Annotated in this window: 26 protein-coding genes; 17 read left to right on the top strand and 9 right to left on the bottom strand. The window is 44.5% G+C overall.

Annotated features, from left to right (window positions below; all coding sequences use genetic code 11):
• Nucleotides 1-259: 259 nt before the first annotated feature.
• From DYU05_RS18465 to uvrB, 7 genes are all read right to left on the bottom strand, one after another.
• Nucleotides 260-2755 (bottom strand): YfhO family protein, encoded by a 2496-nt coding sequence (locus DYU05_RS18465; protein ID WP_117384627.1) that lies wholly within the window; start codon nucleotides 2753-2755, stop codon nucleotides 260-262.
• 86 nt (nucleotides 2756-2841) lie between these two features.
• Nucleotides 2842-3138, bottom strand: coding sequence for a hypothetical protein (locus tag DYU05_RS18460; RefSeq protein ID WP_117384626.1), 297 nt, complete (start codon nucleotides 3136-3138; stop codon nucleotides 2842-2844).
• 3 nt (nucleotides 3139-3141) lie between these two features.
• The gene (locus tag DYU05_RS18455; protein ID WP_117384625.1) at nucleotides 3142-3396 is read right to left on the bottom strand and encodes a DUF4834 family protein; all 255 of its coding nucleotides are present in this window, start codon (nucleotides 3394-3396) and stop codon (nucleotides 3142-3144) included.
• Between the two features lie 88 nt (nucleotides 3397-3484).
• A complete protein-coding gene (locus DYU05_RS18450) occupies nucleotides 3485-4084 on the bottom strand; it encodes a Uma2 family endonuclease (protein WP_117384624.1) in 600 nt (199 codons plus the stop codon).
• A gap of 33 nt (nucleotides 4085-4117) precedes the next feature.
• Entirely contained in the window at nucleotides 4118-4381 is a 264-nt protein-coding gene (locus tag DYU05_RS18445; protein WP_117384623.1) for a Txe/YoeB family addiction module toxin, read from the bottom strand.
• Nucleotides 4366-4572, bottom strand: coding sequence for a DUF2683 family protein (locus DYU05_RS18440; protein ID WP_117384622.1), 207 nt, complete (start codon nucleotides 4570-4572; stop codon nucleotides 4366-4368). Before DYU05_RS18440 ends, DYU05_RS18445 begins: the two co-directional genes overlap by 16 nt.
• Before the next feature lie 52 nt (nucleotides 4573-4624).
• Nucleotides 4625-6652, bottom strand: a complete 2028-nt coding sequence (uvrB, locus tag DYU05_RS18435) for an excinuclease ABC subunit UvrB (RefSeq protein ID WP_117384621.1) — start codon at nucleotides 6650-6652, stop codon at nucleotides 4625-4627.
• A 234-nt stretch (nucleotides 6653-6886) separates the two neighbouring features.
• Here uvrB and upp point away from each other — a divergent pair, with 234 nt between their 5' ends.
• The 17 genes from upp to DYU05_RS18350 all read left to right on the top strand — a co-directional run bounded on the left by upp (nucleotide 6887) and on the right by DYU05_RS18350 (nucleotide 23393).
• Nucleotides 6887-7531, top strand: coding sequence for a uracil phosphoribosyltransferase (gene upp, locus DYU05_RS18430; protein WP_117384620.1), 645 nt, complete (start codon nucleotides 6887-6889; stop codon nucleotides 7529-7531).
• Between the two features lie 80 nt (nucleotides 7532-7611).
• Entirely contained in the window at nucleotides 7612-8346 is a 735-nt protein-coding gene (locus DYU05_RS18425; RefSeq protein ID WP_117384619.1) for a YjjG family noncanonical pyrimidine nucleotidase, read from the top strand.
• The gene (locus DYU05_RS18420) at nucleotides 8343-8876 is read left to right on the top strand and encodes a DinB family protein (RefSeq protein WP_117384618.1); all 534 of its coding nucleotides are present in this window, start codon (nucleotides 8343-8345) and stop codon (nucleotides 8874-8876) included. The genes DYU05_RS18425 and DYU05_RS18420 overlap by 4 nt, the downstream gene beginning before the upstream one ends.
• Before the next feature lie 348 nt (nucleotides 8877-9224).
• Nucleotides 9225-10079 carry a UDP-2,3-diacylglucosamine diphosphatase gene (locus DYU05_RS18415; RefSeq protein WP_117384617.1) on the top strand — a complete coding sequence of 285 codons (855 nt, stop codon included), beginning with the start codon at nucleotides 9225-9227 and terminating at the stop codon, nucleotides 10077-10079.
• Nucleotides 10080-10160: 81 nt separating this feature from the next.
• Nucleotides 10161-11150, top strand: coding sequence for a glycosyltransferase family protein (locus DYU05_RS18410; protein ID WP_117384616.1), 990 nt, complete (start codon nucleotides 10161-10163; stop codon nucleotides 11148-11150).
• A gap of 55 nt (nucleotides 11151-11205) precedes the next feature.
• Nucleotides 11206-12192, top strand: coding sequence for a DUF6427 family protein (locus DYU05_RS18405; protein WP_117384615.1), 987 nt, complete (start codon nucleotides 11206-11208; stop codon nucleotides 12190-12192).
• Between the two features lie 45 nt (nucleotides 12193-12237).
• Nucleotides 12238-12930 carry a phosphoribosylformylglycinamidine synthase subunit PurQ gene (gene purQ, locus DYU05_RS18400; RefSeq protein ID WP_117384614.1) on the top strand — a complete coding sequence of 231 codons (693 nt, stop codon included), beginning with the start codon at nucleotides 12238-12240 and terminating at the stop codon, nucleotides 12928-12930.
• Complete coding sequence (locus DYU05_RS18395) at nucleotides 12930-13664, top strand: type III pantothenate kinase (RefSeq protein WP_117384613.1); 735 nt, start codon at nucleotides 12930-12932, stop codon at nucleotides 13662-13664. Before purQ ends, DYU05_RS18395 begins: the two co-directional genes overlap by 1 nt.
• A complete protein-coding gene (locus tag DYU05_RS18390; protein WP_117384612.1) occupies nucleotides 13664-14980 on the top strand; it encodes a hypothetical protein in 1317 nt (438 codons plus the stop codon). Before DYU05_RS18395 ends, DYU05_RS18390 begins: the two co-directional genes overlap by 1 nt.
• On the top strand, nucleotides 14973-15569 hold the full coding sequence (lptC, locus tag DYU05_RS18385) for an LPS export ABC transporter periplasmic protein LptC (RefSeq protein WP_117384611.1): 597 nt from the start codon (nucleotides 14973-14975) through the stop codon (nucleotides 15567-15569). Before DYU05_RS18390 ends, lptC begins: the two co-directional genes overlap by 8 nt.
• Before the next feature lie 105 nt (nucleotides 15570-15674).
• Nucleotides 15675-17783 carry a peptidylprolyl isomerase gene (locus DYU05_RS18380; RefSeq protein ID WP_117384610.1) on the top strand — a complete coding sequence of 703 codons (2109 nt, stop codon included), beginning with the start codon at nucleotides 15675-15677 and terminating at the stop codon, nucleotides 17781-17783.
• A 76-nt stretch (nucleotides 17784-17859) separates the two neighbouring features.
• Complete coding sequence (locus DYU05_RS18375) at nucleotides 17860-18378, top strand: DUF2480 family protein (RefSeq protein WP_117384609.1); 519 nt, start codon at nucleotides 17860-17862, stop codon at nucleotides 18376-18378.
• Between the two features lie 48 nt (nucleotides 18379-18426).
• Complete coding sequence (locus DYU05_RS18370; protein ID WP_117384608.1) at nucleotides 18427-19200, top strand: DUF3108 domain-containing protein; 774 nt, start codon at nucleotides 18427-18429, stop codon at nucleotides 19198-19200.
• A 5-nt stretch (nucleotides 19201-19205) separates the two neighbouring features.
• Nucleotides 19206-19769 (top strand): DUF3109 family protein, encoded by a 564-nt coding sequence (locus DYU05_RS18365; protein ID WP_117384607.1) that lies wholly within the window; start codon nucleotides 19206-19208, stop codon nucleotides 19767-19769.
• Between the two features lie 82 nt (nucleotides 19770-19851).
• Nucleotides 19852-20988: a GDP-mannose 4,6-dehydratase gene (gene gmd / locus DYU05_RS18360; RefSeq protein WP_117384606.1), complete on the top strand. Its 1137-nt coding sequence runs from the start codon at nucleotides 19852-19854 to the stop codon at nucleotides 20986-20988.
• Nucleotides 20989-21016: 28 nt separating this feature from the next.
• Nucleotides 21017-22630 (top strand): gliding motility protein RemB, encoded by a 1614-nt coding sequence (locus tag DYU05_RS18355; protein WP_117384605.1) that lies wholly within the window; start codon nucleotides 21017-21019, stop codon nucleotides 22628-22630.
• A 121-nt stretch (nucleotides 22631-22751) separates the two neighbouring features.
• Nucleotides 22752-23393 carry a hypothetical protein gene (locus DYU05_RS18350; RefSeq protein WP_117384604.1) on the top strand — a complete coding sequence of 214 codons (642 nt, stop codon included), beginning with the start codon at nucleotides 22752-22754 and terminating at the stop codon, nucleotides 23391-23393.
• A gap of 31 nt (nucleotides 23394-23424) precedes the next feature.
• On the opposite strand, the gene DYU05_RS18345 is transcribed toward DYU05_RS18350, so the two are convergent.
• Both DYU05_RS18345 and tilS read right to left on the bottom strand, forming a co-directional pair.
• On the bottom strand, nucleotides 23425-23907 hold the full coding sequence (locus DYU05_RS18345) for a hypothetical protein (protein WP_117384603.1): 483 nt from the start codon (nucleotides 23905-23907) through the stop codon (nucleotides 23425-23427).
• Entirely contained in the window at nucleotides 23904-25238 is a 1335-nt protein-coding gene (gene tilS, locus DYU05_RS18340) for a tRNA lysidine(34) synthetase TilS (protein ID WP_117384602.1), read from the bottom strand. Before tilS ends, DYU05_RS18345 begins: the two co-directional genes overlap by 4 nt.
• Nucleotides 25239-25273: the final 35 nt, after the last annotated feature.

The raw sequence follows: 25273 nt of genomic DNA, 5'->3' as shown, positions 1-25273 counted from the left end.
AAAAGGACAAAGTTGAACACTTGTGCAATTAGGCAATAAAAAGTGCGTTAAACGCACCAATTTGGCTGTTTTTGACACAATGTAGCCGCGTGATTCTTTAAAAACCACACCAAAAAAGCGGGCTGTTTTAAAGTTTATTTGCAAGTAATAGGATAAAATACAGGTGTAAAAGGGCGGTGAAATAGCCCCTAAGTTTTCCCCTAAAAAGAAGAGGCTGCACGTTAAGGAGCAGCCTCTTCTTTTTATCATATGCCAGGTGTTAAGCTTTCATAACTTCCGGGGTTTTCTTTTTGCGTAATTCGGTGAATGCTGCACCGCCAAGGGCCAGCACCATCAGGATAGAGCCTGCCATTGAGATACCTTCGCCGGTGTAGTAAGATGCGGGGTGGAAATCAAACACTACTTTATGGTTACCTACCGGGATGGTTGCCGCACGCAGCAGGTAATCTGCCCGGTAGTAAGGCTGCTCAACACCATCTATAAACATCTTCCAGCCTTTGCTGTAGTATATCTCTGAAAAAACTGCTACCTGGTTGGCCGCTGAACTGGTTTGATAAACCAAATGCTGCGGGTTGTAGCTTACCAGTTTGATGGTAGCGTTGGGGTCAGCAGATAGTGGCTTAGCCTCTACAACGCTTTTATATTGCTTGTCTATCATCGCCTCGTCTTTAGGTGCAAAGCTGCTTATCGCTTTCATTTCCTCGTCGGCGCTTTCTACATATTTTACACTTTTAACAAACCACGCGTGCCCGCAAGCGGTTGAATTTGCCTGCATGCTGGCCGTGCCTGTCTTAGGGTCGGTAGTGATGATGTATTTAGTGTTCAGCATATCCAGTACATCCTGGTTTATGCTTTTGGTGAACTGGTTGTCAATCAACTCTTCGTACCGTTTAAGCCTTGCTGCTGAGTAGCCGCTTACGCTTTTGTGGAAGAAGGGATTGAACAGGTCATATTTCATGGCTGCGCTGTTGTCATACACGCGGAAATCCGGATCGGTATCCTTCATTATAAAGTTGTCTACCTCGCGTGGTTGTACAGCCTGCGCTGCTTCTACCTTGTCCTGGAAACTAGCGTCCTTAAGGTAACGCTTGTCTACCTGCCATAGGTCAACCAATATCACTACCAGGAACGCTACCGACATTACAGTGGCGTTTATCTTTTGCTTTACAAATGCCCAAAGCAAGCCAAAAGTAATTAATATTAACACAAGGGAACGTATTGCATCGGCTCGTTCCAGGTTCGTGCGGTCTTTAACCAGCGCGTTGGAGAAAGCGTTTGCGGTAGCACTATCGCCTTTCATAGCCTGCGTCAAAGCATTTACACCATCTACCTGGTCAAATGCTCTAAAACTGAGCAAAACTGTAGGTACAGCTACTAATATTAAGGTTAGGCCACCAACAATGTACAGGGCGATCTTAAGTTTTTTAAACAGGTCGGCTTTGTCCGGATTGTCAATAAATTCTTTAACTGCCAACAGCGCGAGTATTGGGAAACAAAGCCCGGTAACCGCGAGGATGGATTCTACCGCGCGGAACTTGTTATATAGCGGTACGTAGTTAAAGAAAATATCTGAAAGGAACGGGAAGTTGCCCCCAAATGAAAGCAGCATGGTGAGTACAACCGTAGCCAGCAACCACCACTTTAAGCGGCTGCGCACCACAATAAGCCCCAGCACGAATAAGAAGCAGATAACCGCCCCAAAATAATACGGCCCAAACGTAGAAGGGCGTTTTGGACCCCAGTACATAGACATACCCGGGAAGTTGGATATTTGCCCGGCAATGTTAACGGCTTGCTCTACAGGTGCACTCTTATCTGTAAATACTTTAACTACTTCGGAGTTAGAATCCAGGGTTTCTGTACCTGAACCACCGCCTGCGGCATTCGGTACCAAAAACGTAACCGACTCGGCAACGCCCTGGCTATACTGATAAGCGTAGTCCCTGTCCAAGCCTTCATTTGGCTCTTTATCACTTGCCTTCAGGTTAGATTTACCGCGGATGGTTTCCGTACCGTAATCGGCAGTGCTCCATAATAACGAAGCATTTACTGACACGGCTAAGATTGTAGATATGGCCAGCAAACCGATCGCCTTAAAGAACGGTGCTGTAGTTTTTGCCTTCACCGCATGGTAAAGCTCGATGCCTATCAAAATAAAGATAGCCAGCATTAGATAATACGTCATCTGCACGTGGTTAGAACGTATCTCCATAGCCAGGAAGAATGCCGTTAAGGCAGCGCCTGTAATGTAGTTACCCCTCAACGTTAACAGGATGCTTGCCAGTAAAGGTGCAAACAGCGCTATGGCAAAGGCTTGATTGGAGTGCCCCGCCACCAGCAATATCATATTGTACGACGAGAAGGTGAATGCCACAGCTCCCGCAGCAGCCAGCCAGGGGTTCATTTTCAGTACGTTAAATAAAAAGTAGGTGCCCAGCAGCAAAATAAGTACAGTATCAACCGGGTTAGGGAAGGTTGCTTTTACAGCACTTACTACATGGGTGGTAATATTATTGGGGTATGGTGCCCATATCTGGAAGGTGGGCATACCACCAAAGATCTGGTTAGTCCACAATATGGTGGTATCCTTTGCACGGTAATCGTTAATTTCTTTTTGGGTAGATTGTGCACCAAGCACATCGCTTTGTCCTAATGTTTTGCCCTGGAATGCGGGTGTAAGAAAGAAGAAGCAAATTGCCAGGAAAATGCCGGTAACAGCCAAATGTATGCCATTACGTTTGAACCAGTTATTCATTTAAATTATTTAAAGGGACAGTTTATTAATCCTCAAAAATAGGAAATTGAACGACAATAGGAACGATAACTTTAAAGCGGATTTAATTAACAGTTATGCGGCTGCCGGCTCATGAAGTAAAAAGTTACGATCATGCCAATAATGCTGGCCGAGTAGATAATGATGTTAAGCCGGTTGTGCTCGTCGGGGTTGCGGCGTATGGTGTACAGGTTGTAAAAGGCAAGTACGGCTAAAGCGGCCCAAAAAAAGTTGTTCACTTTATCGCAAGCGGCAAAAAACTGTATCAATAAAGCAAATACAATACAGTTGGTCAATATAAGCAGCACCAGCGGAGGGGTGTTGTTATGGTTACGGCGCCGTTTGTATAAATTTTCGGGAAGCATTGGTTATTTTATTTCCTCGTAATCTACAAACTCACCTTCGTTATCGGGCACCTTGCCTTTATTTACACCCTCGGGTATATGGTCTATTTGCACCTTGCCTTCGGGGCGTTTGTACTGCTGATAATTTTGCTGACCGCGCGCTTGCTCCTGAGCCTTGTTCACTACGCTTTGGAAAAGCATAGGGATAAATATACGGGCAAGGCTGCGCAGGATGTACAGCACACAAATTGAAATAATTAAGAACCTGATGAGAAGCATTTGGTTAAAATTAGCTTACAAATATAAGTACTATAACGTAAGTTTTGTTTGCTTATGATGTTAGCCCCACCTGATGATAAATGGATGACTATAGATTATCGTCGTTTATGCCTGCAAAAACCGTTTCAAGGTCTAGCTCAAAGCCTGGTAGTACCGGTGTTGTAATAACATCACCTATTGTCATGAGCTTAGACGGCTGGAATTTACCGTCAGCCATAACATATTTAAAGAAGGTTTTATCCTGAGGTGAAACAATCCAATACTCCAGCACGCCAGATTCTTCATAAACTTCGTACTTGTTGCGTAATTCCTTTTGGTTGTTCCCGGGAGAAAGGATCTCCACAACAATGTCCGGCGCACCTGTGCAGCCTTTGGAGTCCACTTTAGTCGGATCGCATATCACACAAATGTCGGGTTGAACTACTGTGTATATTTTATTAGCAGCGTTCTCTTCAATCCGCGGAAGCTTAACATCAAAAGGAGCAGAATACGCCTGGCAAGATTTACCTTTCAAATAATTGTAAAGCTCACCAGAAATCACCCATGATATTCGCTGATGTGATGACGCTGGCGCAGGCGTCATCTTAAATATCTTACCTTTAATAAGTTCCAGCCGCTCTTCAAAGGTCCAATGAAGGTAATCGGCGTAGCTGTACGTTTTATCAAGATCAAGATCAGAGAACTGCATAATCAAATTTACACTATTTCTGGTTGTAGAAAGCTATTTGTTGTAATGCCCCTTTAAGGAATGAATGAAGATAACATCTTCAACAACCTCATAGATTATCCTGTGTTCACGATCAATCCGTCTGGACCACATACCAGTCAAATTATATTTAAGAGCTTCAGGTTTGCCAATGCCGGTAAAGGGATGTTCTTCTATTTCTGAAAGGAGGTGTTCTATTTTCTTCAGAACCTGTTTTTGCCCGGACTTCAGAAAAAAACGGATGTCTTCTTTAGCCGTTTCGGTTAGTCTAAGTTCCATATATCTGAAGGCTTCACAGCAGTTGTTTTACCTCCTACAACCTCAGCTCTACTTTTTTTTATTTTTGCTACGAACTTTGCATCGTAGGGGCTATCTCCCTCTTTTTCAAAAGCTACATCTAAAGCATTTAAAACCGCTACAATAGCATCCAACTGTTTTTTATTTTTAGGATGTACACTTAATGTTTCCATATCCAAATTTAATCAAAATACTTTTAGCGCTGCTTGCTGAGTAAGTACTTAGTTACGAAAACTTCTCTTCCATCATTTTCTCCAGCGCAAACATTTCATCGCGCAGTTTAGCAGCAAGTAAAAAGTCCATGTTTTTGGCAGCAGCAAGCATATCCTTACGGGTGTTATCAATAGATTTTTTCAGGTCGGCCTTAGTCATGTATTGCACAATAGGGTCGGCCGCGAGGGTAGCAACCTCATTCTCAACATAAGCCTGTTGTACGCCACCTTTAAAGTCGACCACGGATGTTTGCTCCATGATCTCCTCTTTAGATTTGCCAACGGTTCTTGGTACAATGCCGTGCTCCTCGTTATACTTAATCTGTAATTCACGGCGGCGGTTGGTCTCCGTCATCGTTATCTCCATAGAGTCAGTTATCGTATCGGCATACATGATTACCCTGCCACGGTCATTACGCGCAGCGCGTCCGATGGTTTGTATAAGCGAACGTTCTGATCGTAAGAAACCCTCTTTATCAGCATCCAAAATGGCAACCAGCGAAACTTCGGGCAGGTCCAGGCCTTCCCGCAGCAGGTTTATACCTATCAGCACATCAAACTCACCTAAGCGAAGGCCGCGTAGTATCTCCACACGTTGTAATGTTTTTACCTCAGAGTGGATGTACCGGCATTTTATTCCAAGACGGTCCATGTACTTGGCCAGTTCTTCGGCCATACGTTTAGTAAGGGTGGTTACCAATACACGGTCGCCCATCTTAATGGTTTTATCAACCTCGTCCAGCAGGTCGTCCACCTGGTTAATTACCGGTCGTACATCTATCAGCGGGTCCAGCAACCCGGTAGGGCGTATTACCTGCTCTACCACAACGCCGCCCGATTTTTCTAATTCAAAATCAGCCGGGGTGGCACTTACGTAAATAGTTTGTGGCGCAAGGCGTTCAAACTCCTGAAAGTTTAAGGGCCTGTTATCCATAGCCGCAGGCAAACGGAAGCCGTAATCAACAAGTGAGATCTTCCGGGACCTGTCGCCGCCGTACATTGCGCGTATTTGCGGCACAGTCACGTGGCTTTCATCAATCACCATCAGGTAATCATCAGGGAAATAGTCCAGCAGGCAGAAGGGGCGCATGCCGGGCAGACGGCCATCAAAAAAGCGTGAATAGTTTTCTATACCGCTGCAGTAACCCAGTTCACGTATCATCTCCAGGTCGTAGTTGACCCTTTCTTCTAACCGCTTGGCTTCTAAAAAGCGTTGATCATCAATAAACTGTTTTTTACGCGCTTCCAACTCTTCCTGAATAGCCCAGATAGATTGCTGAAAGCGTTCGCGCGGCGCAACATACAAGTTGGCAGGGTAAACCACCATGTGCGTCATCTTCTCGATGGTCTTGCCGGAGGAAATATCGAACGCGCTCAGTTCTTCTATATCGTCACCAAAGAAAGTAACGCGGTAAGCATGGTCCATATATGGCGGAAAAATATCCACCGTATCACCTTTTACCCTGAAGGTTCCGCGTTTAAAATCGGCAGTGGTGCGGGCATATAAAATCTCTACCAAACGGTGCAGGAAAGCATTGCGGCTAATGCGGGTACCTACAGCAAACTTAAATACCGATGCCGCGAAATCTTCCGGGTTACCCATACCATAGATGCAGGATATGGACGACACCACAATAACATCGCGCCGGCCGCTCATTAGGGCCGAGGTAGTACGAAGGCGAAGCTTTTCTATTTCCTCATTTATCTGGAGGTCTTTTTCTATATAGGTATTTGACGAAGGGATAAAAGCCTCTGGCTGGTAATAATCGTAATAAGAAACAAAGTAGTTAACGGCGTTATCCGGAAAGAACTGCTTAAACTCGCCGTAAAGCTGTGCCGCAAGGGTTTTATTGTGGCTGAGGATAAGCGTTGGCTTTTGTGTTTGCTCGATAACGTTGGCTATGGTGAACGTTTTGCCCGATCCGGTTACACCTAAAAGTGTTTGGAACGGGTCGCCGTTTTGTACACCTTCTACAAGCTGGCGTATGGCATTCGGCTGATCGCCTGTGGGTTTATATTGAGAAGTTATCTTAAAATCCATTAGTACAAAGTTAACAATAAGCAGCCAGCGATTACGGGTTTGTAACCGATTTTGACTTTGCCGTGTTTGGCAAGCAAAGCAAAGTAAATGAGGGTTGGTGACAACCCTATGTCAGCAGGGCGTACTCAATACTTTTTGTAATTGAATTGCTAATGCCACGTATTTAACAAACTTTATAACGGATTTATACTTGCAGTAAATCCGGGATCGTAAATTAAAAATCTAACATCACCCATGCCCTTCATCCTGAACAAAACCGACAGTATAGCCAACTTGTTTTTAGCCGAACTGCGGGATGCAGCCATTCAGCAGGATAGAGGCCGTTTTCGCCGCAACCAGCAAAAGCTGGGAACTATACTGGCTTATGAGATCAGTAAATCGTTCCGCTACGAGGCAAAGGATGTGCAAACACCACTGGGTACGGCCAGCATAAATGTGCCGACTGCACAACCTGTACTGGCAACTATACTACGGGCAGGTTTGCCATTTCACCAGGGGTTTATGGACGTGTTTGAACAGGCAGATTCTGCATTTATCACTGCGTGCCGCAAAACCAAAAAGAGCGGCAGCTTTACCATCCAGGTAGACCATATTTCAACACCTGATATAAATGGGCGGGCGTTAATCATGATAGACACGATGCTGGCTACCGGGCAAAGTGTGGTAAGGGTTTGCAAGGAACTGATGGCGCAATACAAAATAACCGAGTTACATCTTGCCGCTGTAATAGCCAGTGCGGAAGGCGTTGCCCATGTAAGGGCGAACTTGCCAAAAGCTAAAATATGGGTATGCGCGGTAGACGAGGAGATGACAAGTAAAAGCTACATTGTACCCGGGCTTGGCGATGCCGGGGACCTGGCGTTTGGGGAGAAGGTGTAGCCCCCGGTCCCTGGAGGAGGAACAGAATAGTTGACTTACGTAGGAGGATTTTAGATGTACGAATTGTTAGCTTTGCTTATATGTTTTCTACGCCGCAATCTGACATCGTCAATCTTAATTCCAAATCCTACAAACACATCTTTTTTGATCTTGACCACACCATCTGGGACTTTGACCGCAATGCGGAAGAAACCCTGCTGGAGCTTTATAGCGTTTATAAGTTGGCAGATATTGGCGTGCAGTCGGCAGCGGAGTTCATAGAAATATATACCCGTAATAATCACCAGCTTTGGGCCGAGTACCACCTGGGTAAAATAAGCAAGGATGTTTTACGCGAGACGCGTTTTAAAAAGACCTTTTTGGAAATGGGCGTACACCCCGAAGCTGTACCTGCTGCATTTGAGGACGACTATGTAAGGCTTGGTCCGTATAAAACAAATCTTTTTCCGCACGCGCATGAAACACTGGCTTACCTGCAAAGTAGATACACACTGCACCTAATCTCCAACGGGTTTAAAGAATCTACTGAGATAAAGGTAAGCGGAACCGGGCTGGGAAAATACTTTCAAAATGTGATCATTTCCGAAGTGGTAGGGGTGAATAAACCGGATCCGCTGATCTTTCAGCATGCGGTTGAGCTTGCCGGTACTACTAAAGAAGAAAGCCTGATGATTGGCGACAGCCTGGAGGCGGACGTACGTGGCGCTTTGGGGTTTGGTATGGATGCGATTTATTTTAACCCATTCCGGGTAGAAAAGCCTGCAGACATACCTATGCAGATACATCATTTAAAAGAATTAACTTTAATCCTATGAACCTGGCTAAAGAGCGCCGCGCTATTGACGAGGCTTTAGACCGCTACCGCGAATGGCTGGACACCATACCAGACAGTAGCTTTGATGTTACGCCTGCCAAAGATGGCTGGAGCTATGCAGAGGTGTATGACCACATTATGAAAGCCAGTTTGGGTTCGTCTATTGTCCTGGAGCGGTGTACGCATGATAATTGCCCACCATCAAAAGGCGGAGTTACACTTACAGGCTGGTACATCCTGCTTATGGGAGCTTTCCCACCCTTTAACACAAAAGTGCCTGAAGAAGCTGCCGCCAAAGTAGCTCCGGTGAAAATAGATAAAGAGACTGCCCGTAACCAGATAATTAAAGTACGCAAGCGGGTAGCCACTACCGCTGGGTTGATAACCGCTGCCCCAACCAACGCACGCTGGCAGCATCCGCGGATGGGCATGCTAAATGCAGCCCAATGGTTTAAATTTATACGTGTTCACCTGCAGCATCATTTAAAGCAGCTGGAACGGCTAAGGGCGTCTTTTAACACATCGAAATAAGCCCTAATTTTCATCTGCATTTCACATTTAAGAGGTAGCTTAGTATGAGAGTTAAAAGGGACAAAAAAAACTTCTTCTATTAAAGTAACCTTTTACATTTAATATAGTCTTAACAGTAAAATAACCTGATTACCTGATATTTGCTTAAACAAGGACAGATGAATTTTGAATTTGCTTATTTGTTTGTAGTTGGTTTACTGGTACTGCTTGGCGCCTTTTACCTAAGCCCTTATGAGCTTAAGGTAAATGAGGATGACGACGAGGAATAAAGGCCGCAGCAGTTTGTAACCACTACTCTGATACTGACCGATACCAGGTGCCGGCCTTGTATAATAGCCCCCATTTTTGATGGCGAAAAGAGAAGTTGATATCGTTATTATTTCTGATGTGCACTTAGGCACATATGGCTGTCACGCTAAGGAACTTTTAAAGTACCTCAAGAGCATTAAACCCAAGATGCTCATCCTCAATGGCGACATAATAGATATTTGGCAGTTCAGTAAATCTTATTGGCCCGAGAGCCACATGAAGGTGGTAAGGCGAATACTTAAATTTGTTACAGAAGGTGTCCCAGTGTATTACCTTACCGGTAACCACGACGAGATGCTGCGCAAGTTTACCGACCTCAATCTTGGTTCATTTCAGCTTCTAAATAAAATAGTACTGAACATTGACGGGAAAAAAGCCTGGATATTTCATGGTGATGTTTTCGACGTTACCATGCAGCATTCCAAATGGCTTGCCAAATTAGGAGCTGTTGGGTATGATACACTTATTCTCATCAACAGCTTAACAAACTGGTTTCTTACTGCAATAGGCCGGGAAAAGATGAGCTTTTCCCAAAAGGTAAAAGCTAAGTTTAAGGATGCCGTAAAGTTCATTAACCAATTTGAGCAAACAGCGGCTGATCTTGCGGTTGAGAAGGCCTACAGCTATGTAATTTGCGGACACATTCACCATGCCGAGATAAGGGAAATACAATCAACCGAACAAACGGGTAGCGTGCTGTACCTCAACAGCGGCGATTGGGTGGAAAGCCTTACTTCATTGGAGTACAACAATGGCGACTGGCGGGTGTTCAAGTTTAACCCCGATGATTTTAAATCAGATGCTGACGAGGAGGATGTATCCGATGCCGAGGACCTGAACGCCATGCTGGATGTTAAGGTACTGCTGGAACGTTTTAGGCAGGAAGCGGAGTAAAATAAGATATCTATCCTCGTTTCACCATTTCCTAACCCCTTGTAAACTTTTGTTTGCTAAATTGCCCGCAATTCTATCTCCATGAAAATACTATTTGGCATACAGGGTACCGGCAATGGGCATATCAGTCGTGCCCGCGAAATTGTTCCCCTTCTGCAGCAGTATGGCGAAGTAGACCTGCTGGTAAGCGGCACCGAAGCGGAAGTTAGCCTGAGCCAGCCGCTTAAATACCGTTTTCATGGGTTTAGCTTTGTTTTTGGAAAAAAAGGAGGTGTAGATAATTGGGCTACCTTTAAGATCATGAACCTTCCGCAGCTTTGGCGCGATATGCGAAGCCTGCCGCTTAAACAGTATGACTTAATTATAAACGACTTTGAACCGGTAAGTGCCTGGGCCTGCCGCATTCAGGGTGTGCCCTCGGTTTCGTTAAGTCACCAGTGTTCGTTCGTGTCCAAAAAAACACCCCGTCCCGCAAAGTGGAACTATGCGGAGTGGCTATTTAAGTATTACTCACCAACAACGCATCACATAGGCTTCCATTTTGAACGTTACGCCGATTTTATTCATACTCCCGTTATACGTACCGATATTCGTAAACTGGAAACATCAAACAAGGGGCATTACAGCGTATACCTGCCTGCTTATGGTGATAATACGCTTATAAAAAATCTGGGGCAGGCAAAAGATGCGGAGTGGCACGTATTTAGTAAACGTACCAAGTCAGCATACCGGGAAGGTAACGTTCACATTTTTCCTGTTAATAACGAAGCATTTAATAACAGCCTGGCCAGTAGCGCCGGCCTGCTTACAGGTGGAGGTTTTGAAGGCCCTGCTGAAGCACTGTTTATGGGTAAAAAAGTAATGATGATACCCATGAAGGGGCAGTACGAGCAGCAATGTAATGCACTGGCGGCATCGTACCTGGGGGTAAAGGTTGTAGGTACCATTGGGCACGACTTCTCTACGCACATTAACAACTGGCTTGCCGATGATAAACGCATCAATGTCGATTTCCCCGACGAGACGGCGCAAATTGTAGATGATATGGTAAAGCGGTATGCCCGGCAATAATCCATACCTTCAAATACGCTTTTTCTGCTAATTTTGCCGCCACAAGCAAGCCGCTATGGTCAACTTTTTTAAGCTTTATAATCCGCTCAGCATTCTTTGGCTTGCCATTCTGCTCTACTTGCTGCGTATTGGGTTTATAGTAAGCGCGCCAGACAAGGTGGAGTTTATTTTTGTGGAACCCTTTGCACGGTTGCTGGTACCTGTAACTTACGAATACGCTTTTTCACCTGCCCTTAACGTTTTCCTGGCGGGTATTTTGGTATTGGGGCAGGCAGTGCTGGTAAACTACTTCGTTAATCATTATAACCTGCTGGGCAAGCCCACCTTTCTGCCGGCTTTAATGTACGTAACAATAGCATCGCTTTTTAAGCCGTTCATGATATTAAGTGCGCCGCTTATATGCAACTTCCTGCTTATATGGATGCTATTTAAGCTGGCCAGCTTTTACAAAGGCGATGATGCAAAATCCACCGCTTATGACCTTGGAATAATAGTGGCAATTGGTTCGCTAATCTATCTCCCATTCATATTCATGTTCCTGGCGGTGTGGATCGGCCTTATCATCTTTCGCCCGTTTAGCTGGCGCGAGTGGGTATCTGCCGTACTTGGCTACGTGACCGTGTTTTTTTTCCTGGCTGTTATTTATTATTTGAGCGGACGTTTTGGTAATTTCTTCAGGATATGGGCCCCCCTGGGTTCAAAGTTCCCTAATGCTGTCAGGATAAATTATCTTAATTACCTGGTGTTGGTGCCCGTGCTAGTTATTCTGGCCTTATACTTTATTAAGCTTCAGCAAAATTTTTACAAAAGTTACGTGCAGGTGCGTAAATGCTTGCAGTTGTTGTTTTTTGTGTTGCTTATTGCAGGGCTTTCTTTTTATATAAAAGCAGAATTTAACCTCGTGCATTTTATAATGTGCGTAGTGCCTTTGGCGGTATTCTTTTCTTATTATTTTCATAACGCAACCAAGCGCTGGTTCTACGAAGGATTGTATTTGCTGCTGCTTATCAGCATAGTATATTTCCAGTTTAACACTTTTTAACTTTTACATTCGTCCTTATTTGGGCTTATGTGTTAGTTTTGTAACATGAAATTTGGCGTAGTAATATTTCCGGGCTCCAATTGTGATGAAGACATCATCCACGTACTGCAAAATGTTATGGGACAGGATGTGGTTAGGTTGTGGCATAAAGATCATGATCTTCAGGGTGCCGACTTTATAGTTTTACCCGGTGGCTTTTCCTTTGGCGACTATTTGCGCTCAGGCGCTATCGCGCGTTTTTCACCCATTATGCAGGAAGTAATACAGTTTGCTGCAAAGGGCGGTAAAGTGCTTGGCATTTGCAACGGTTTCCAAATACTTGCCGAAGCCGGCCTGGTACCGGGAGCGCTGCTGCACAACAAAACCCGGAAGTTTATCTGCCGTAACATCTATCTTAAACCACAAACCACCAACTCGCTGGTTACCCGTGGTATCGAGCCGGAGCGTGCTTTAAAAATACCTATTGCACATGGTGAGGGCAACTATTTTGCAGATGCCGATGTGCTTAAAGAGATCAATGATAACGACCAGGTACTTTTCCGTTATTGCGACGAGGCTGGTAACATAACCGACGATGCTAACCCTAACGGTTCACTGGAGAACATTGCCGGTGTTTGTAACAAAGACCGCAATGTGTTTGGCTTTATGCCACACCCTGAGCGTGCCTCAGAAGCATTGGTAGGCAACCAGGATGGCTTGGCTATTTTCGAGTCGATCATAGCGTTGGCTAATGCCTAATGGCAAACCTGGTTGTTGATATTGGTAACACGCTGGTGAAAATAGCGCTGTTTGAAGGTGATGAACTGCAGCGTGTTGAGCAATACGCCGATCCTGCTGAAGAGGAGATAGACACTTTACTTGCGGGCTACAACATCGCTAAAGCAATAATATCGTCGGTAAGGAAAGAGAAAGCCACGTGGCTGCTGAAGTTGCAAGACCGATTTGATACAATAAATTTCAACAGCACAGTTGCTACAAGTATAAACAACCATTATAAAACACCAGCAACCCTAGGGCCCGACAGGCTGGCGGCGGTAATAGGCGCTAACCGGCTATACCCCGGTACAAACAACATGGTGATAAGCGGGGGCACAACCATTACGTATGATTATGTTGATGCAGAGGCAAATTATTTTGGAGGGAGCATATCACCCGGCCTAAATATGCGTTATAAAGCCTTAAATTACTATACCGGCGGGCTGCCATTGTTACAAGCCGACGCAGGCTTTGACAGGAGTAGCGGAGACGACACCGCATCTGCAATTACTTCGGGGGTGCAAAACGGGATAAAATACGAGCTTACAGGTTTTATAGAAAGCTATACAAATAAATACCGGGAGTGCAATATCATACTAAGCGGGGGCGATAGTATTTTCTTTGATACTCTTTTGAAAAATAGCATCTTTGCCCCCTATATAAAAATTGAGCCCTACCTGGTTCTTAAAGGATTAAACGCAGCGATACAAGCATAATGATTAAATACATACGGTTCATACTTATACTTTCTTTAACAGCAGCGGCGGCCGGTGCAAATGCACAATCTACCGCTACTACAAGTTCACCTTACTCCAGGTATGGTATCGGCGATCTTAGCCCGAGTGTATTGCCTCAAAGCCTTGGTATGGGCGGTATAGGCACTGCCATTAACAAAATAAGCGGGTATAACTATATTAATCCGCTAAATCCTGCGTCTTACGCGTCAATCAATTATACCATTATTGATGCCGGTGTAAGCAGTAACATCAACACTTTAACCAAAAGCGGTCAGAGCAATCAAACGAATGCCAGCTTTAGGTACAACCACCTGGCGTTCGCATTCCCAATATCTAAGAAGTCGGCATTCGCATTTGGCCTTATGCCGTATTCTGAGTTAGGTTACAACTATCGTCAAAAACAAAGCAACTTTGGTACAGGGCTGCCTGCAGATACAAATGAAGTTAATTACCTGTACTCAGGAGATGGCGGCTTATCTAAATTCTTTTTTGGTTACGGTCATCGTTTTGGTGGTTTATCGCTGGGTATTAACGGTTCTTACATTTTTGGTAACCTAAAGGAAACCCAATCAACAGAAGTGCCTAAATTGTTCGGTACATTAAACTCACGCGAAGAAGAAAGTAATGCCATAAACGGTTTAACTTACGATTACGGTGTACAGTACAGCATCGATTTTTCGCAACGTAAACACCTTACCTTCGGTTACTCTGCATCAGCAAGCTCTAAGTTAAATTCACGCAACAGCTACATTGTAAGCAGCTACTTTACCGATGCAAATGGTAACCAGGATATAGCAACTGACAGCCTGGTGAACCGCCAAAGCCCTAAAGCAAAGGTAGCGTTGCCACAGATAAACCACTTTGGTATTAGCTATCAGTACGATGGTAAATACCTGATAGGTGCCGACTACAGCATCGGTAACTGGAGTAACTTAACTGTTGCCGGTGTAAACAAAGGATTACAGAACAGCCGCACGTTTAACTTAGGTGGCCAGGTAACACCAAATGCAGCATCGCTATCAAGCTATCTTGCCCGTGTTGACTACCGCTTCGGGGTGATTTACGATCAAACTTACTTAAACATAAACAACACCAATATCAAGCGCTACGCTGCAACCTTTGGTTTAGGCCTGCCGTTGCCACGTAACAATAACGCTTTCTACAAAATAAATCTTTCGGCAGAATATGGCCAGCGCGGGACGCTAACCAACAATCTGGTAAAAGAAAAGTATGTAAACCTTCATCTATCGTTTACCCTGAACGATCAATGGTTTGTGAAGTACAGGTATGATTAAGCTTAATTTTGTTCATCGGGTTTCGTTAAAGCATTACACATTTGCCGCTCTTTTTGCGGCAATGTTTTTTAGTGCCTGCGAGAACGATATTAACAAAATTAAAGCAATAGCTGCAGCTGATGCTACCAAGCCCATCCAAACCACCAAGGGAGTAGATGTTATTTTCAGTGACTCGGCTATAGTGAAGTTTCGTGTTATCTCACCCTTGATGGTGCAATACCAGGGCAAGCAAAAGGATTCTATCAGCGTTATGCCTAAAGGTGTCAAGATCATCTTTCTCGACAAGGATCTAAAGGAAGCCGGTACCATCGTTTCCGACTCTGCTGTTACCCGCAACGAGAATAAATTTATGGAGTTCAGGAAGAACGTTGTTGCGCGCAACACAGAGGGCACGGTTTATAAGTCTGACCAGTTGATTTATGATACCGAAAAGAAGACTATTTATTCTACTAAAATGGTGGAGATGACCAAAGCTAACGGAGATATTATGCACGGTACCAGTTTTACAAGCGATGATAAGCTGCTGCACCCCATATTCCAGAATGCAACTGGTGTTATTCACGTAAATGGCGACAACCTGGCGCAGTAAATCGACTGTAATTTTACGCAATTTTTTGTGTCATAGAATTTTAGTAAAAATTGTATCTTGCGCCTCTTTTTTGAGAACTATTAAAATATATATTAGAAGAGTTATATGGGCATAATGAGTTATTTGCGGGAGCGGATGGGTAAGATTCTCGCAATTGTGATTGGTTTGGCACTGCTAGGTTTTGTAGCCGAGGAAGTGATCAAATCCGGAAGTTCTATTTTCAGGGATAACCAAACTGATATAGGCGAAGTGAACGGCAGCGCGATAAGCTATAACAAGTTTAACCAAAGGCTGGATATTGCTACTAACCAGTTTAAACAACAAGGGCAAAGCATTTCTCCGCAAATTACCAGCTATTTACAGGAAACCACCTGGAACCAGTTCTTAACAGAGAAGTTGCTGGGTAAAGAAATTGAAAAATTAGGTTTAGTTGTTGGCGATGCCGAAATACAATCAATGGTTAGCGGCAGCAACCCCGACCCACAAATAGCGCGTCAGTTCTCAGACCCGCAAACCGGTCAGTTTGATCGTGCCAGGTTAAACCAGTTCCTTACTTACATCCAGTCTAACAAGGCAGATACTGCTCAGCTGTCATCATGGGCTGCTTTTGTAAGCGAAGTTATTAAGAGCCGCACGCAGCAAAAATATGTATCGTTGGTAAGCAATGGCCTTTACATCAATTCGCTGGAAGCACAGGACGAGTATCAGGGCAAAAACAAGCTTGCTAACTTTAAGTACGCTGTTTTAGATTATGCATCTATTCCGGATAATAAGGTAACTCCTACAGACGACGACTTTAATGCTTACTACAACGAGCACAAAAACGAGTTTAAAAATAAAGAAGAGTTAAGGAACATTAACTACGTAAGCTTTAACGCTGCACCGTCTAAAGCGGATAGCGCTGCTATTAAAGTACAAGTAGATAAACTGGCTGCCGACTTTAAGGCATCTACCAACGACTCACTATTTGTTCAGGTAAATTCTGAAACAAAAACGCCAATTGCCTACGTGAAAAAAGGCAGGTTAGACCCGCAGCTGGATTCGGTAATGTTCAATGCAGAGAAAGGCTTTACTTACGGCCCATACCTTTCTAACGGCAGCTATAAAATTGCTAAGCTGATAGATACCAAAGTTGGTCCGGATTCAGTAAAAGCACGCCACATCCTGCTTGACCCGGCTGCCGAAGGTGGTTTGCCAAGGGCACAGGCAAAGGCCGATTCGTTAAAAGCGCTTATACAAAGCGGTAAAGCTACCTTTGCAGATTTGGCAAAGAAATTTTCTACCGACAAGCAGTCTGGTACAAACGGCGGCGATCTGCCTACATTTGGTCGCGGTGCTATGATCCCGGTTTTTGAGGACGCAGCATTTGATGGCAAACAAGGCGACATGAAGATCGTAACCTCTCAGTTTGGTGTTCACCTTATCGAGATCCAAAGCCAAAAAGGATCATCAAAAGTTGTTAAGGTTGCCCAGGTAGATAAGCCACTTGAAGCAAGCGAGCAAACACAAAATGCCGTTTACAATAAAGCGCAGGCGTTCCTGAGCTCTTTAAATAAAGACAACTTTGAAGCGGAAGCAAAGAAAGCCGGTCTTTCTGTTAAGAACGCTTTCGATATCACTGGTACGGCTGCTGTATTGCCGGGCCTTGAAAATGCACGTGCATTAGTAAAGTGGGCTTTTAAAGCAGATAAAGGAGATTTCTCGGAAGAAGTTTACCCTATAGGCGATCAGTATGTAGTAGCCCGCCTTGCCGAAATTAAGCCGGTAGGTTTTCTTAGCCTTGACGCTGTTAAAGCAGAAATCACCCCTGCTGTAAAGATCAGGGTTAAGGCAAAACAACTTACCGATAAATTCCAGTCGGCTTTAAGCGGTGCGTCTTCTATAGACCAGGTAGCGCAAAAAGCAGGCACCAAAGCGGTTTCTTTGCAAAATATAGTATTTGCTAACCCTGTTATACCAGGCGCAGCTGCCGAGTATAAAGTTATTGGTACTGTATTTGGATTGCAGCCTAACAAACTCTCTAAGCCTATTGATGGCGTACAAGGTGTTTACGTGGTAAGCTTGGACAGCTTTGTAAACCCTGCACCTGCAACTAACCTGGTAAGGGAGAAACAAACTCTGGCACAAACGCTTGAGCAGCGCGCAGGCAACCAGGTGTTAGAAGCATTGAAAGATAAGGCTATTGTAAAAGATAACAGGGCTAAGTTCTTATAAGCTAAATTTAAAGTAATTTTGTATCCGGCAATAGCGTACAGCTGTTGCCGGATTTTTTTTGATTAAGAACGGCAAAATGGATATTCAGGAAACCATCATTAATAAAGTGGCGCAAAGCGGGCTGGTAACGCTGGACCCCGCGCAGTTTTATCCGCAAGGTGAACGCGTGGTGTATGATATTAAGGAAAACCTTTTCCACGGGCTTATTCTGCGTGAGAAGGACTTTAGAGAATTTGTAAAAGGGCATGACTGGACACAGTACCAGGACAAGTATGTTGCAGTAACCTGTTCTGCCGACGCTATTGTACCTGCATGGGCATATATGCTGCTGGCTAACCGTATGGCACCTTACGCGAAAGACATTGTATTTGGAGACGCTGATGTATTGGAGACAGTTCTGTTTACAAAGCAGATAGAAGCTAACCTCGACGTTGAACAATATCGGGATCAGCGGCTCGTTATTAAGGGCTGCGGAGATACACCGGTGCCCGTGTCAGCTTATGTAGAACTTACTAACAGGCTTACGCTAGTAGCAAAGAGCCTCATGTTTGGCGAACCTTGCTCCACTGTACCTATTTACAAGCGTAAAGATTAAACCGCTGGCTGGGTTGCATCGTCTCACGTGGGAACGATAATAATTTGAATGAAAAACTACTTACCCTTTTTGCTGCTGCTTTTCTTTACCAGGAGTTATTGCCAGGAAGTTGCCAAAACGGATGAGGTTGCTTTTCAGCCCGGTGAGCAAATTACCTACAAGCTTAAGTATGGTTTTTTTACAGCTGCAGAAGCGGTAATAAAAGTAGCGAACAGCGCACAAAAATTTGAGGGCAAACCTGCTTTACACATTTTTGCTAACGCCAATACTGCAGGTACTTTTAACCTGCTTTTTAAGGTGCGGAATAAATATGAAACCTTTATAGATCCGCATACGCTGCTGCCTTATTATTATAGTGAAGAACGCAAGGAGGCTAGTTACAAGCACTCAGACAAGGTTACCTTTGATCATGAAAAGGACATTATTACTGCCAATCGTGGTAAATACCCGTTCAAAGGCAACGTGTTTGATTTCCTGTCGGCCTACTATTACGCTCGCAACATTGATGTATCTGGCTTGAAGATAGGGCAGAAGCTCGACCTGCGCTACTTTTTGGAAGATGGCATACACACCCTCACCATTACTTACCTGGGCAAAGAACAGGTAAAGTGCGGTTTGGGTACGTTTAATTGTTTAAAGTTTAACCCTACCATTATCCCCGGCCGCATATTTAGAAAAAACAGTATGCTATATTTGTGGATTACAGATGACAAGAACCGCATACCGGTAAAGGCACATGTGGAGTTGGTGGTTGGCAGCCTGGTGATGGATCTTACGCAGGCCAGCGGTTTAAAATATCCGCTTAACCCTGTTAAAAAATAGAACTGATGATTGAAGTAGGCAGCGTTTTACTGCACGAAGATGTTATAAGAGAAAACTTTGTTTGTAATTTAAACAAATGTAAAGGTGCGTGTTGCCTTGAGGGCGACTCTGGTGCGCCCTTAAACCATGATGAACTGGCGATATTAAAAGATATCTACCCTAAGGTAAAGCCTTATATGACCGCCAAAGGTATTGCCACTATAGAGCGGGAAGGCACACACGTAACAGACTTTGAAGGGGATTACACTACGCCATGTGTAGACAAGAACAAGGAGTGCGCCTACGTTACCTGGGAAAACGGCATCACAAAATGTGCTATCGAAAAAGCTTATGAGCACGGCGATATAGATTGGCAAAAGCCTATCTCCTGTCATTTATATCCTATCCGCATTACCGCTTACCCGGAGTTTGATGTGTTGAACTACGACCGGTGGAGCATTTGCAGCCCGGCATGCAGCTTTGGCAACGAGCTGCAGGTGAAAGTGCACGAGTTCCTGAAAGGGCCTCTTATTCGTAAATACGGCGAAGAGTGGTACCGGGATCTGGAGGACTTTGTCGCTGGTATATAGCACCAACCACTAGCCGACACCCGCTTTCTGAATTATTTTGGTAATATTTGCTGAACTATATTACTCAACCCAATAGCAGTTGATGAGGAAAGCGTTAATAACAGGTATTACAGGTCAGGACGGTGCGTATTTAGCAGAATTTTTACTTAAGAAGGGTTACGAAGTACATGGCGTTAAACGCAGGGCTTCATCTTTAAATACAGACCGCGTCGATCACCTGTATCAGGACCCTCATGAAACAGGCGTAAGGCTGCACCTCCACTACGGAGATCTTACCGATTCTACCAATCTTATACGTATCATACAGGAAGTTCAGCCCGATGAAATTTACAACTTGGGCGCTCAAAGCCATGTTAAGGTAAGTTTCGACACGCCGGAGTACACCGCTAACGCGGATGGGATAGGCGTGTTGCGGATTTTGGAAGCAATAAGGTTATTGGGTCTGACAAAAAAAACTCGTTTGTACCAAGCTTCTACCTCTGAGTTGTACGGACTGGTTCAGGTAGTGCCGCAAAGTGAAACAACGCCGTTTTACCCGCGGTCGCCGTATGCGGTAGCCAAGCTGTACGGTTACTGGATAATAGTAAATTATCGCGAAGCTTACGGGATGTATGCCTGTAACGGCATCTTGTTCAATCATGAGAGCCCTGTACGCGGGGAAACTTTTGTGACGCGAAAAATTACACGCGCGGTGTCTAAGATAGCTTTAGGGCTACAAAGCACGCTGTATGTGGGAAATCTTTCGGCACAGCGCGATTGGGGCCATGCAAAAGATTACGTAGAGGCTATGTGGCTAATGTTACAACAGGATAAACCAGAGGATTTTGTAATAGCTACCGGCGTAACCACTACCGTAAGAGAGTTTATTAAAATGGCTTTCGCAGAGTTGGGGGTTACTATTGAGTTTAGCGGGAGAGATCAGTTTGAAAAAGGTGTAATAATTGATGTTGATGAAAGCACGGTTGCGGTACTGGGCCTTAATACATCGGTACTGGCGCCCGGGCAAACAGTAGTAAAGGTAGATGCAAAATACTTTAGGCCTACGGAAGTAGAGTTGTTAATTGGTGACCCGTCCAAAGCACACCGGGAACTAGGCTGGCAACCCAAGTACGATTTGCAGGCGCTTGTGGAAGATATGGTAAAAGCAGATCTCCATCTTGCGAAAAAGGATGAATGCTTAAGAGCCGGAGGCTTTAAAACTTTAAACTATTTTGAATAAATCGGGTTAATCCCATGTCTTTATATCTATGAAGAAAACCATAATCAGCAGTATAATTTTACTGTTTACTGCGGGTGCGGTAAAGGCCCAGTCTGTGTATCAACCCTATTCTTACCAGTTTTACCAAAAGCTGAATGCAGACGTATATTCCACCAAAACCCGTGTTCACACTGCATTTAAACCATATTTCGCTGATGATTCTTTATTAAGTGCCCGTTACGATTCGCTGGTAAATTATGGGGTTGTGAAGCAGGGTGCTTATGCCAAGATATTTAATGAGCACCTTATTGATGTTAAGAAGCCAACGTCAACATTTTATGCTGACCTGCTGCCTGACTTCCAGATCGGTCGGGATTTTTCCGGGAAGAAGACTACTCATTACAGTTCGATAGGTTTACAGCTTGGTGGTACAGCTGCCGGTAGTAAATTATCTTACAACATAACCGGGTACCTCAGCAATGCAAAGTTCCCTGATTATATTTCTACTTACATCAATCAGGTGGGCATTATACCCGGTACTGCAGTTGCCCGCGTGCTGGCCAGCGATCCGGATGCTTACAACTGGCGGTACATCACAGCAAATGTATCTTACACCCCTAGCAAGTACTTCAACTTTTCCGCCGGGCGCGACAAATCTTTTGTGGGAGATGGTTACCGTTCTATGCTTTTGTCAGATTATGCGTCGCCTTATCCCTATTTCAGGGTTACCGCTAACGTGGGGAATGTTAAATACATTTCTATGTGGGGCTACTTTAATGATCCGGCTGCTACCAGCGATTTGTTCATTGATCGGCATAAATGGGGCGTATTCCACTACCTTGACTGGAATGTCAGCAACCGGGTGTCCATTGGTTTCTTCGATTCTGTTATTTGGGCTGACCAGGATGACTCAGGGCACAAGCACGGGTTCGACCTTAACTATATAAACCCTTTTATTTTCCTGCGCCCGGTGGAAGCCTCTAATGGTTCTCCGGATAACGCGCTTATTGGTCTTACCACCAAATACAAGATAAGCGATGGCCTTACAGCTTACGGCCAGTTCTCACTTGATGAGTTTGAGTCTAAGCAGTTCTTCTCTAACCCGGGTAGCTACCGTAATAAATTTGGCTACCAGCTTGGTGTAAGGGGAGCTAACCTTTTTGGAGTGAAGAACCTGAACTACCTTGCCGAAACCAACAGTGCAAGGCCTTATACCTATTCAGAACGTTCTTCTATCGTTAACTATTCGGCCAACAGCGAACCACTTGCACATCCATGGGGTGCTAACTTCCGCGAATACGTAGGCTTGCTTAACTACTCCTATCAGCGCTTTGACTTTTCCGGCGAAGTAGACCTTGGCCATTACGGCCTTGATGTAGGTACTGCGGAGAACAATGGTAAAAATATCTTCCTGTCGTACCGCAACCCGGTTAAGTTTGATGGGAATTACATTGGCCAGGGTTTAACAACCAATATGGTTTACCTTCAGGGGAAAGTGGCATTCGTTATCAATCCTAAAACCAATTTACGTGTGGAACTTGGTGGTATTTACCGCACCGAGAAGAACAGCGCTTTTAATGATAAAACTGCAATGATCACCTTTGGTATCCGCAGCTCGTTCAGGGATATGTATACTGATCTTACAAGTTTCCGGTCGCACTAAGAATCAGGATTTCGTATTTTAATATTTTCTTAACTTTACTGTTAGGATTTTTTCCTATAATAGCTGCAAATAAGGGCATCCCTATGCTCTTATCAGTTATTAACCTTATCAATTTAAACTAGTGAAAAAAATTCTACTTTTAGCAGTCATCTGCTTCACCACGCTGTGTTCCTACGCGCAATTTGAAAGTTCAAAACAAGTTTACGAAAGCCCTAAACTTAAGGAAGCAATTCGTACTCACAAACTTGTAGCTATTTTACCTTTCAACGTAAAAATCAGCTACAAGCGGCCTCCAAAAAACTTCGATGCTGCCGCAAACCGTCAGCAGGAGATTCAAATGGGCAAGAACATTCAAGGCAGCATGTACACCTACCTTTTAAGAAAAGCTGACAACTATACCGTGAGTTTTCAGGACGTAGAGAAAACCAACGTGCTGCTAAACAAAGCTAAATTTACCGATAGCTTGGAAATGCACACCAAGGACGAAATTGCAAAAGTGCTGGGTGTTGATGCTGTAATTTACGGCAACTACGACCAGGAAACCACCAAATCTGAAGCGGGTGCAATTGTGACTACCGCCCTGCTTGGCTTCGGAAGTAAAACTGGCGAGGGCGGCATCACTATGCAGATCTCGAATGGTGCGGACGGCGAGATGCTTTGGCGTTATACAAAGCGAATGAACGAAAACTTACTATCATCTACTGATGATGTGGTGGAGCGGCAAATGCGAAAGATATCGCGGAATTTTCCATATTCTAAATAAATAATAAAGGGGCTTTAATGCCCCTTTATTATTATCTGTTCATCTCTTCCTGTATGGCTCGCAGAAACTCATTGGCATGCTGTGACCCGATGATGTAGAGCAGTCCGTCCCTGTCTGTAAGGTGAATAGCGTCATTACCTGCTGTGTAAAATCTTATAGTGCCTTTAGAGTGAAGGTTATAAACCGGGTTATTGAACCAGTAGCGGCTATAGACACCCTTTTCTACCTTAACAATACTGTTCAGGTCTATTTTAACCAGGCGGGTTGTCCAAAGGCCGTCCACCAATATGCTTTTATTTATCACCCTGGTGCGGAAGTGCAGCAGGAAACCCATTATAATGGAGATGGTTATGATAGAAAAACCAACCACTGCCAGCAGGTCGCCGTTCAGTTCGCGCTCATCTGTAAAAAAGTAAGCCGCAAAACAAAACATTGCCAGTATCAGGCGAATAGTAATAGGGATCCACTCGCGGCCCAGGTACTGCTTTTCGGTAAAAACGGCTTTATCGCTCATATTTTGGTGAGTTCGAATATAGTAACTTTTTTAGTTGTATCATCTACCTTGTACCTGTTGTCGAGCCGGTAGCCGCCCAGCCAAATGATGTTGCCATTGGCATTCACTAACACGGGTACATCCTTCTTTTTATGGAGCGGCACCTTCTCACTAACGAAAAAATCACTTAGCTTCTTACGTGTCCGCATCCCTAAAGGGTAAAATTGATCGCCCTGCTTCCAGCTGCGTACGGTAAGCGGGTAGCTAAGCTTATCAGCATCAATTGATACAGCCAGCGGATTATCTTTCACAATCAACGGGCTATCATCATGTAAAATAGTAAGCTTATAGTTGCCGAAGTGAGCCGTATGCTGATGAGCCTCTATGGTGATCTCTTCAAAAGGCAGCTGCGATAATTCAGAAATAATGATCTCTTTACGATCGACCACCAACTGGTGAGTTCCGCTTTCGAACACCCTGCCGGGGTGTTTACCCAGAGCAGTCAGCAGGTCGTCTACCACCGGCTCTGTAAAGCCATAAGGCTGCAGCAGTTTAAACAGAAGCAGCCTCTTGGGCGACAGCTTATCTATCTGATCAATCTCAATGCGTATCTCATCGTCTGCAACCGTTACAAGCTGGTTGCGGTGCCTCTCCACGGTTTCATCAAGCAATTGCTCCAGTTCCCTAAAACCACGCAACGTATTCTCAAAGGTAGCCTCAAGGTTAGGGTTAAGTGCCTTCAGAGCCGGCACAACTTCATGCCTTATCTTGTTACGTGCATACTTGGTAGAGGCGTTGGAACTATCCTCCCTGTACTCAATTTGTTCAGCAGTTACTATCTGCTCTATCTCGTCTCTGGTAAAGCCTAGTAAGGGGCGTACCAGGCTGCCGTTTTTGGGTAAAATGCCATGAAGTCCGGCTATGCCTGTGCCACGTGTAAGGTTTAACAATATTGTTTCAATCGTATCGTTCTGATGGTGTGCAAGGGCAACTGTATCAAAGCCTTCGGTTTTAAGAAGCTGATCAAACCAATTATACCTAAGATCGCGGGCAGCCATCTGGATAGATATTTTGTGTTCTGATGCGTAAGCCGCGGTATCAAAGTTAATGGTATAGAAAGGTTTGTTCAGTCGCTGCGAAAGCTGTCGGGTAAATTCCTGGTCGGCATCTGCCTCACTGCCGCGAAGCATAAAGTTGCAATGAGCTATGCCAAAATTATAACCAGATAAGCTAAGTAAATGCGCCATCAGAACAGAATCCATACCGCCGCTTACTGCCGCCAGAATTTTTGTGTCCCTGCGGAATAGATTATGTTGGTTTATAAACCCGGTAAAGCGTTCTACAGGAAGCATTAGCCAAAATTATTAATTTAATAACCCCAGCAAAA

Source organism: Mucilaginibacter terrenus, from assembly GCF_003432065.1.
In the GTDB taxonomy this organism is placed as follows: domain Bacteria; phylum Bacteroidota; class Bacteroidia; order Sphingobacteriales; family Sphingobacteriaceae; genus Mucilaginibacter; species Mucilaginibacter terrenus.
This window is presented reverse-complemented; position numbering and strand designations above follow the sequence as displayed.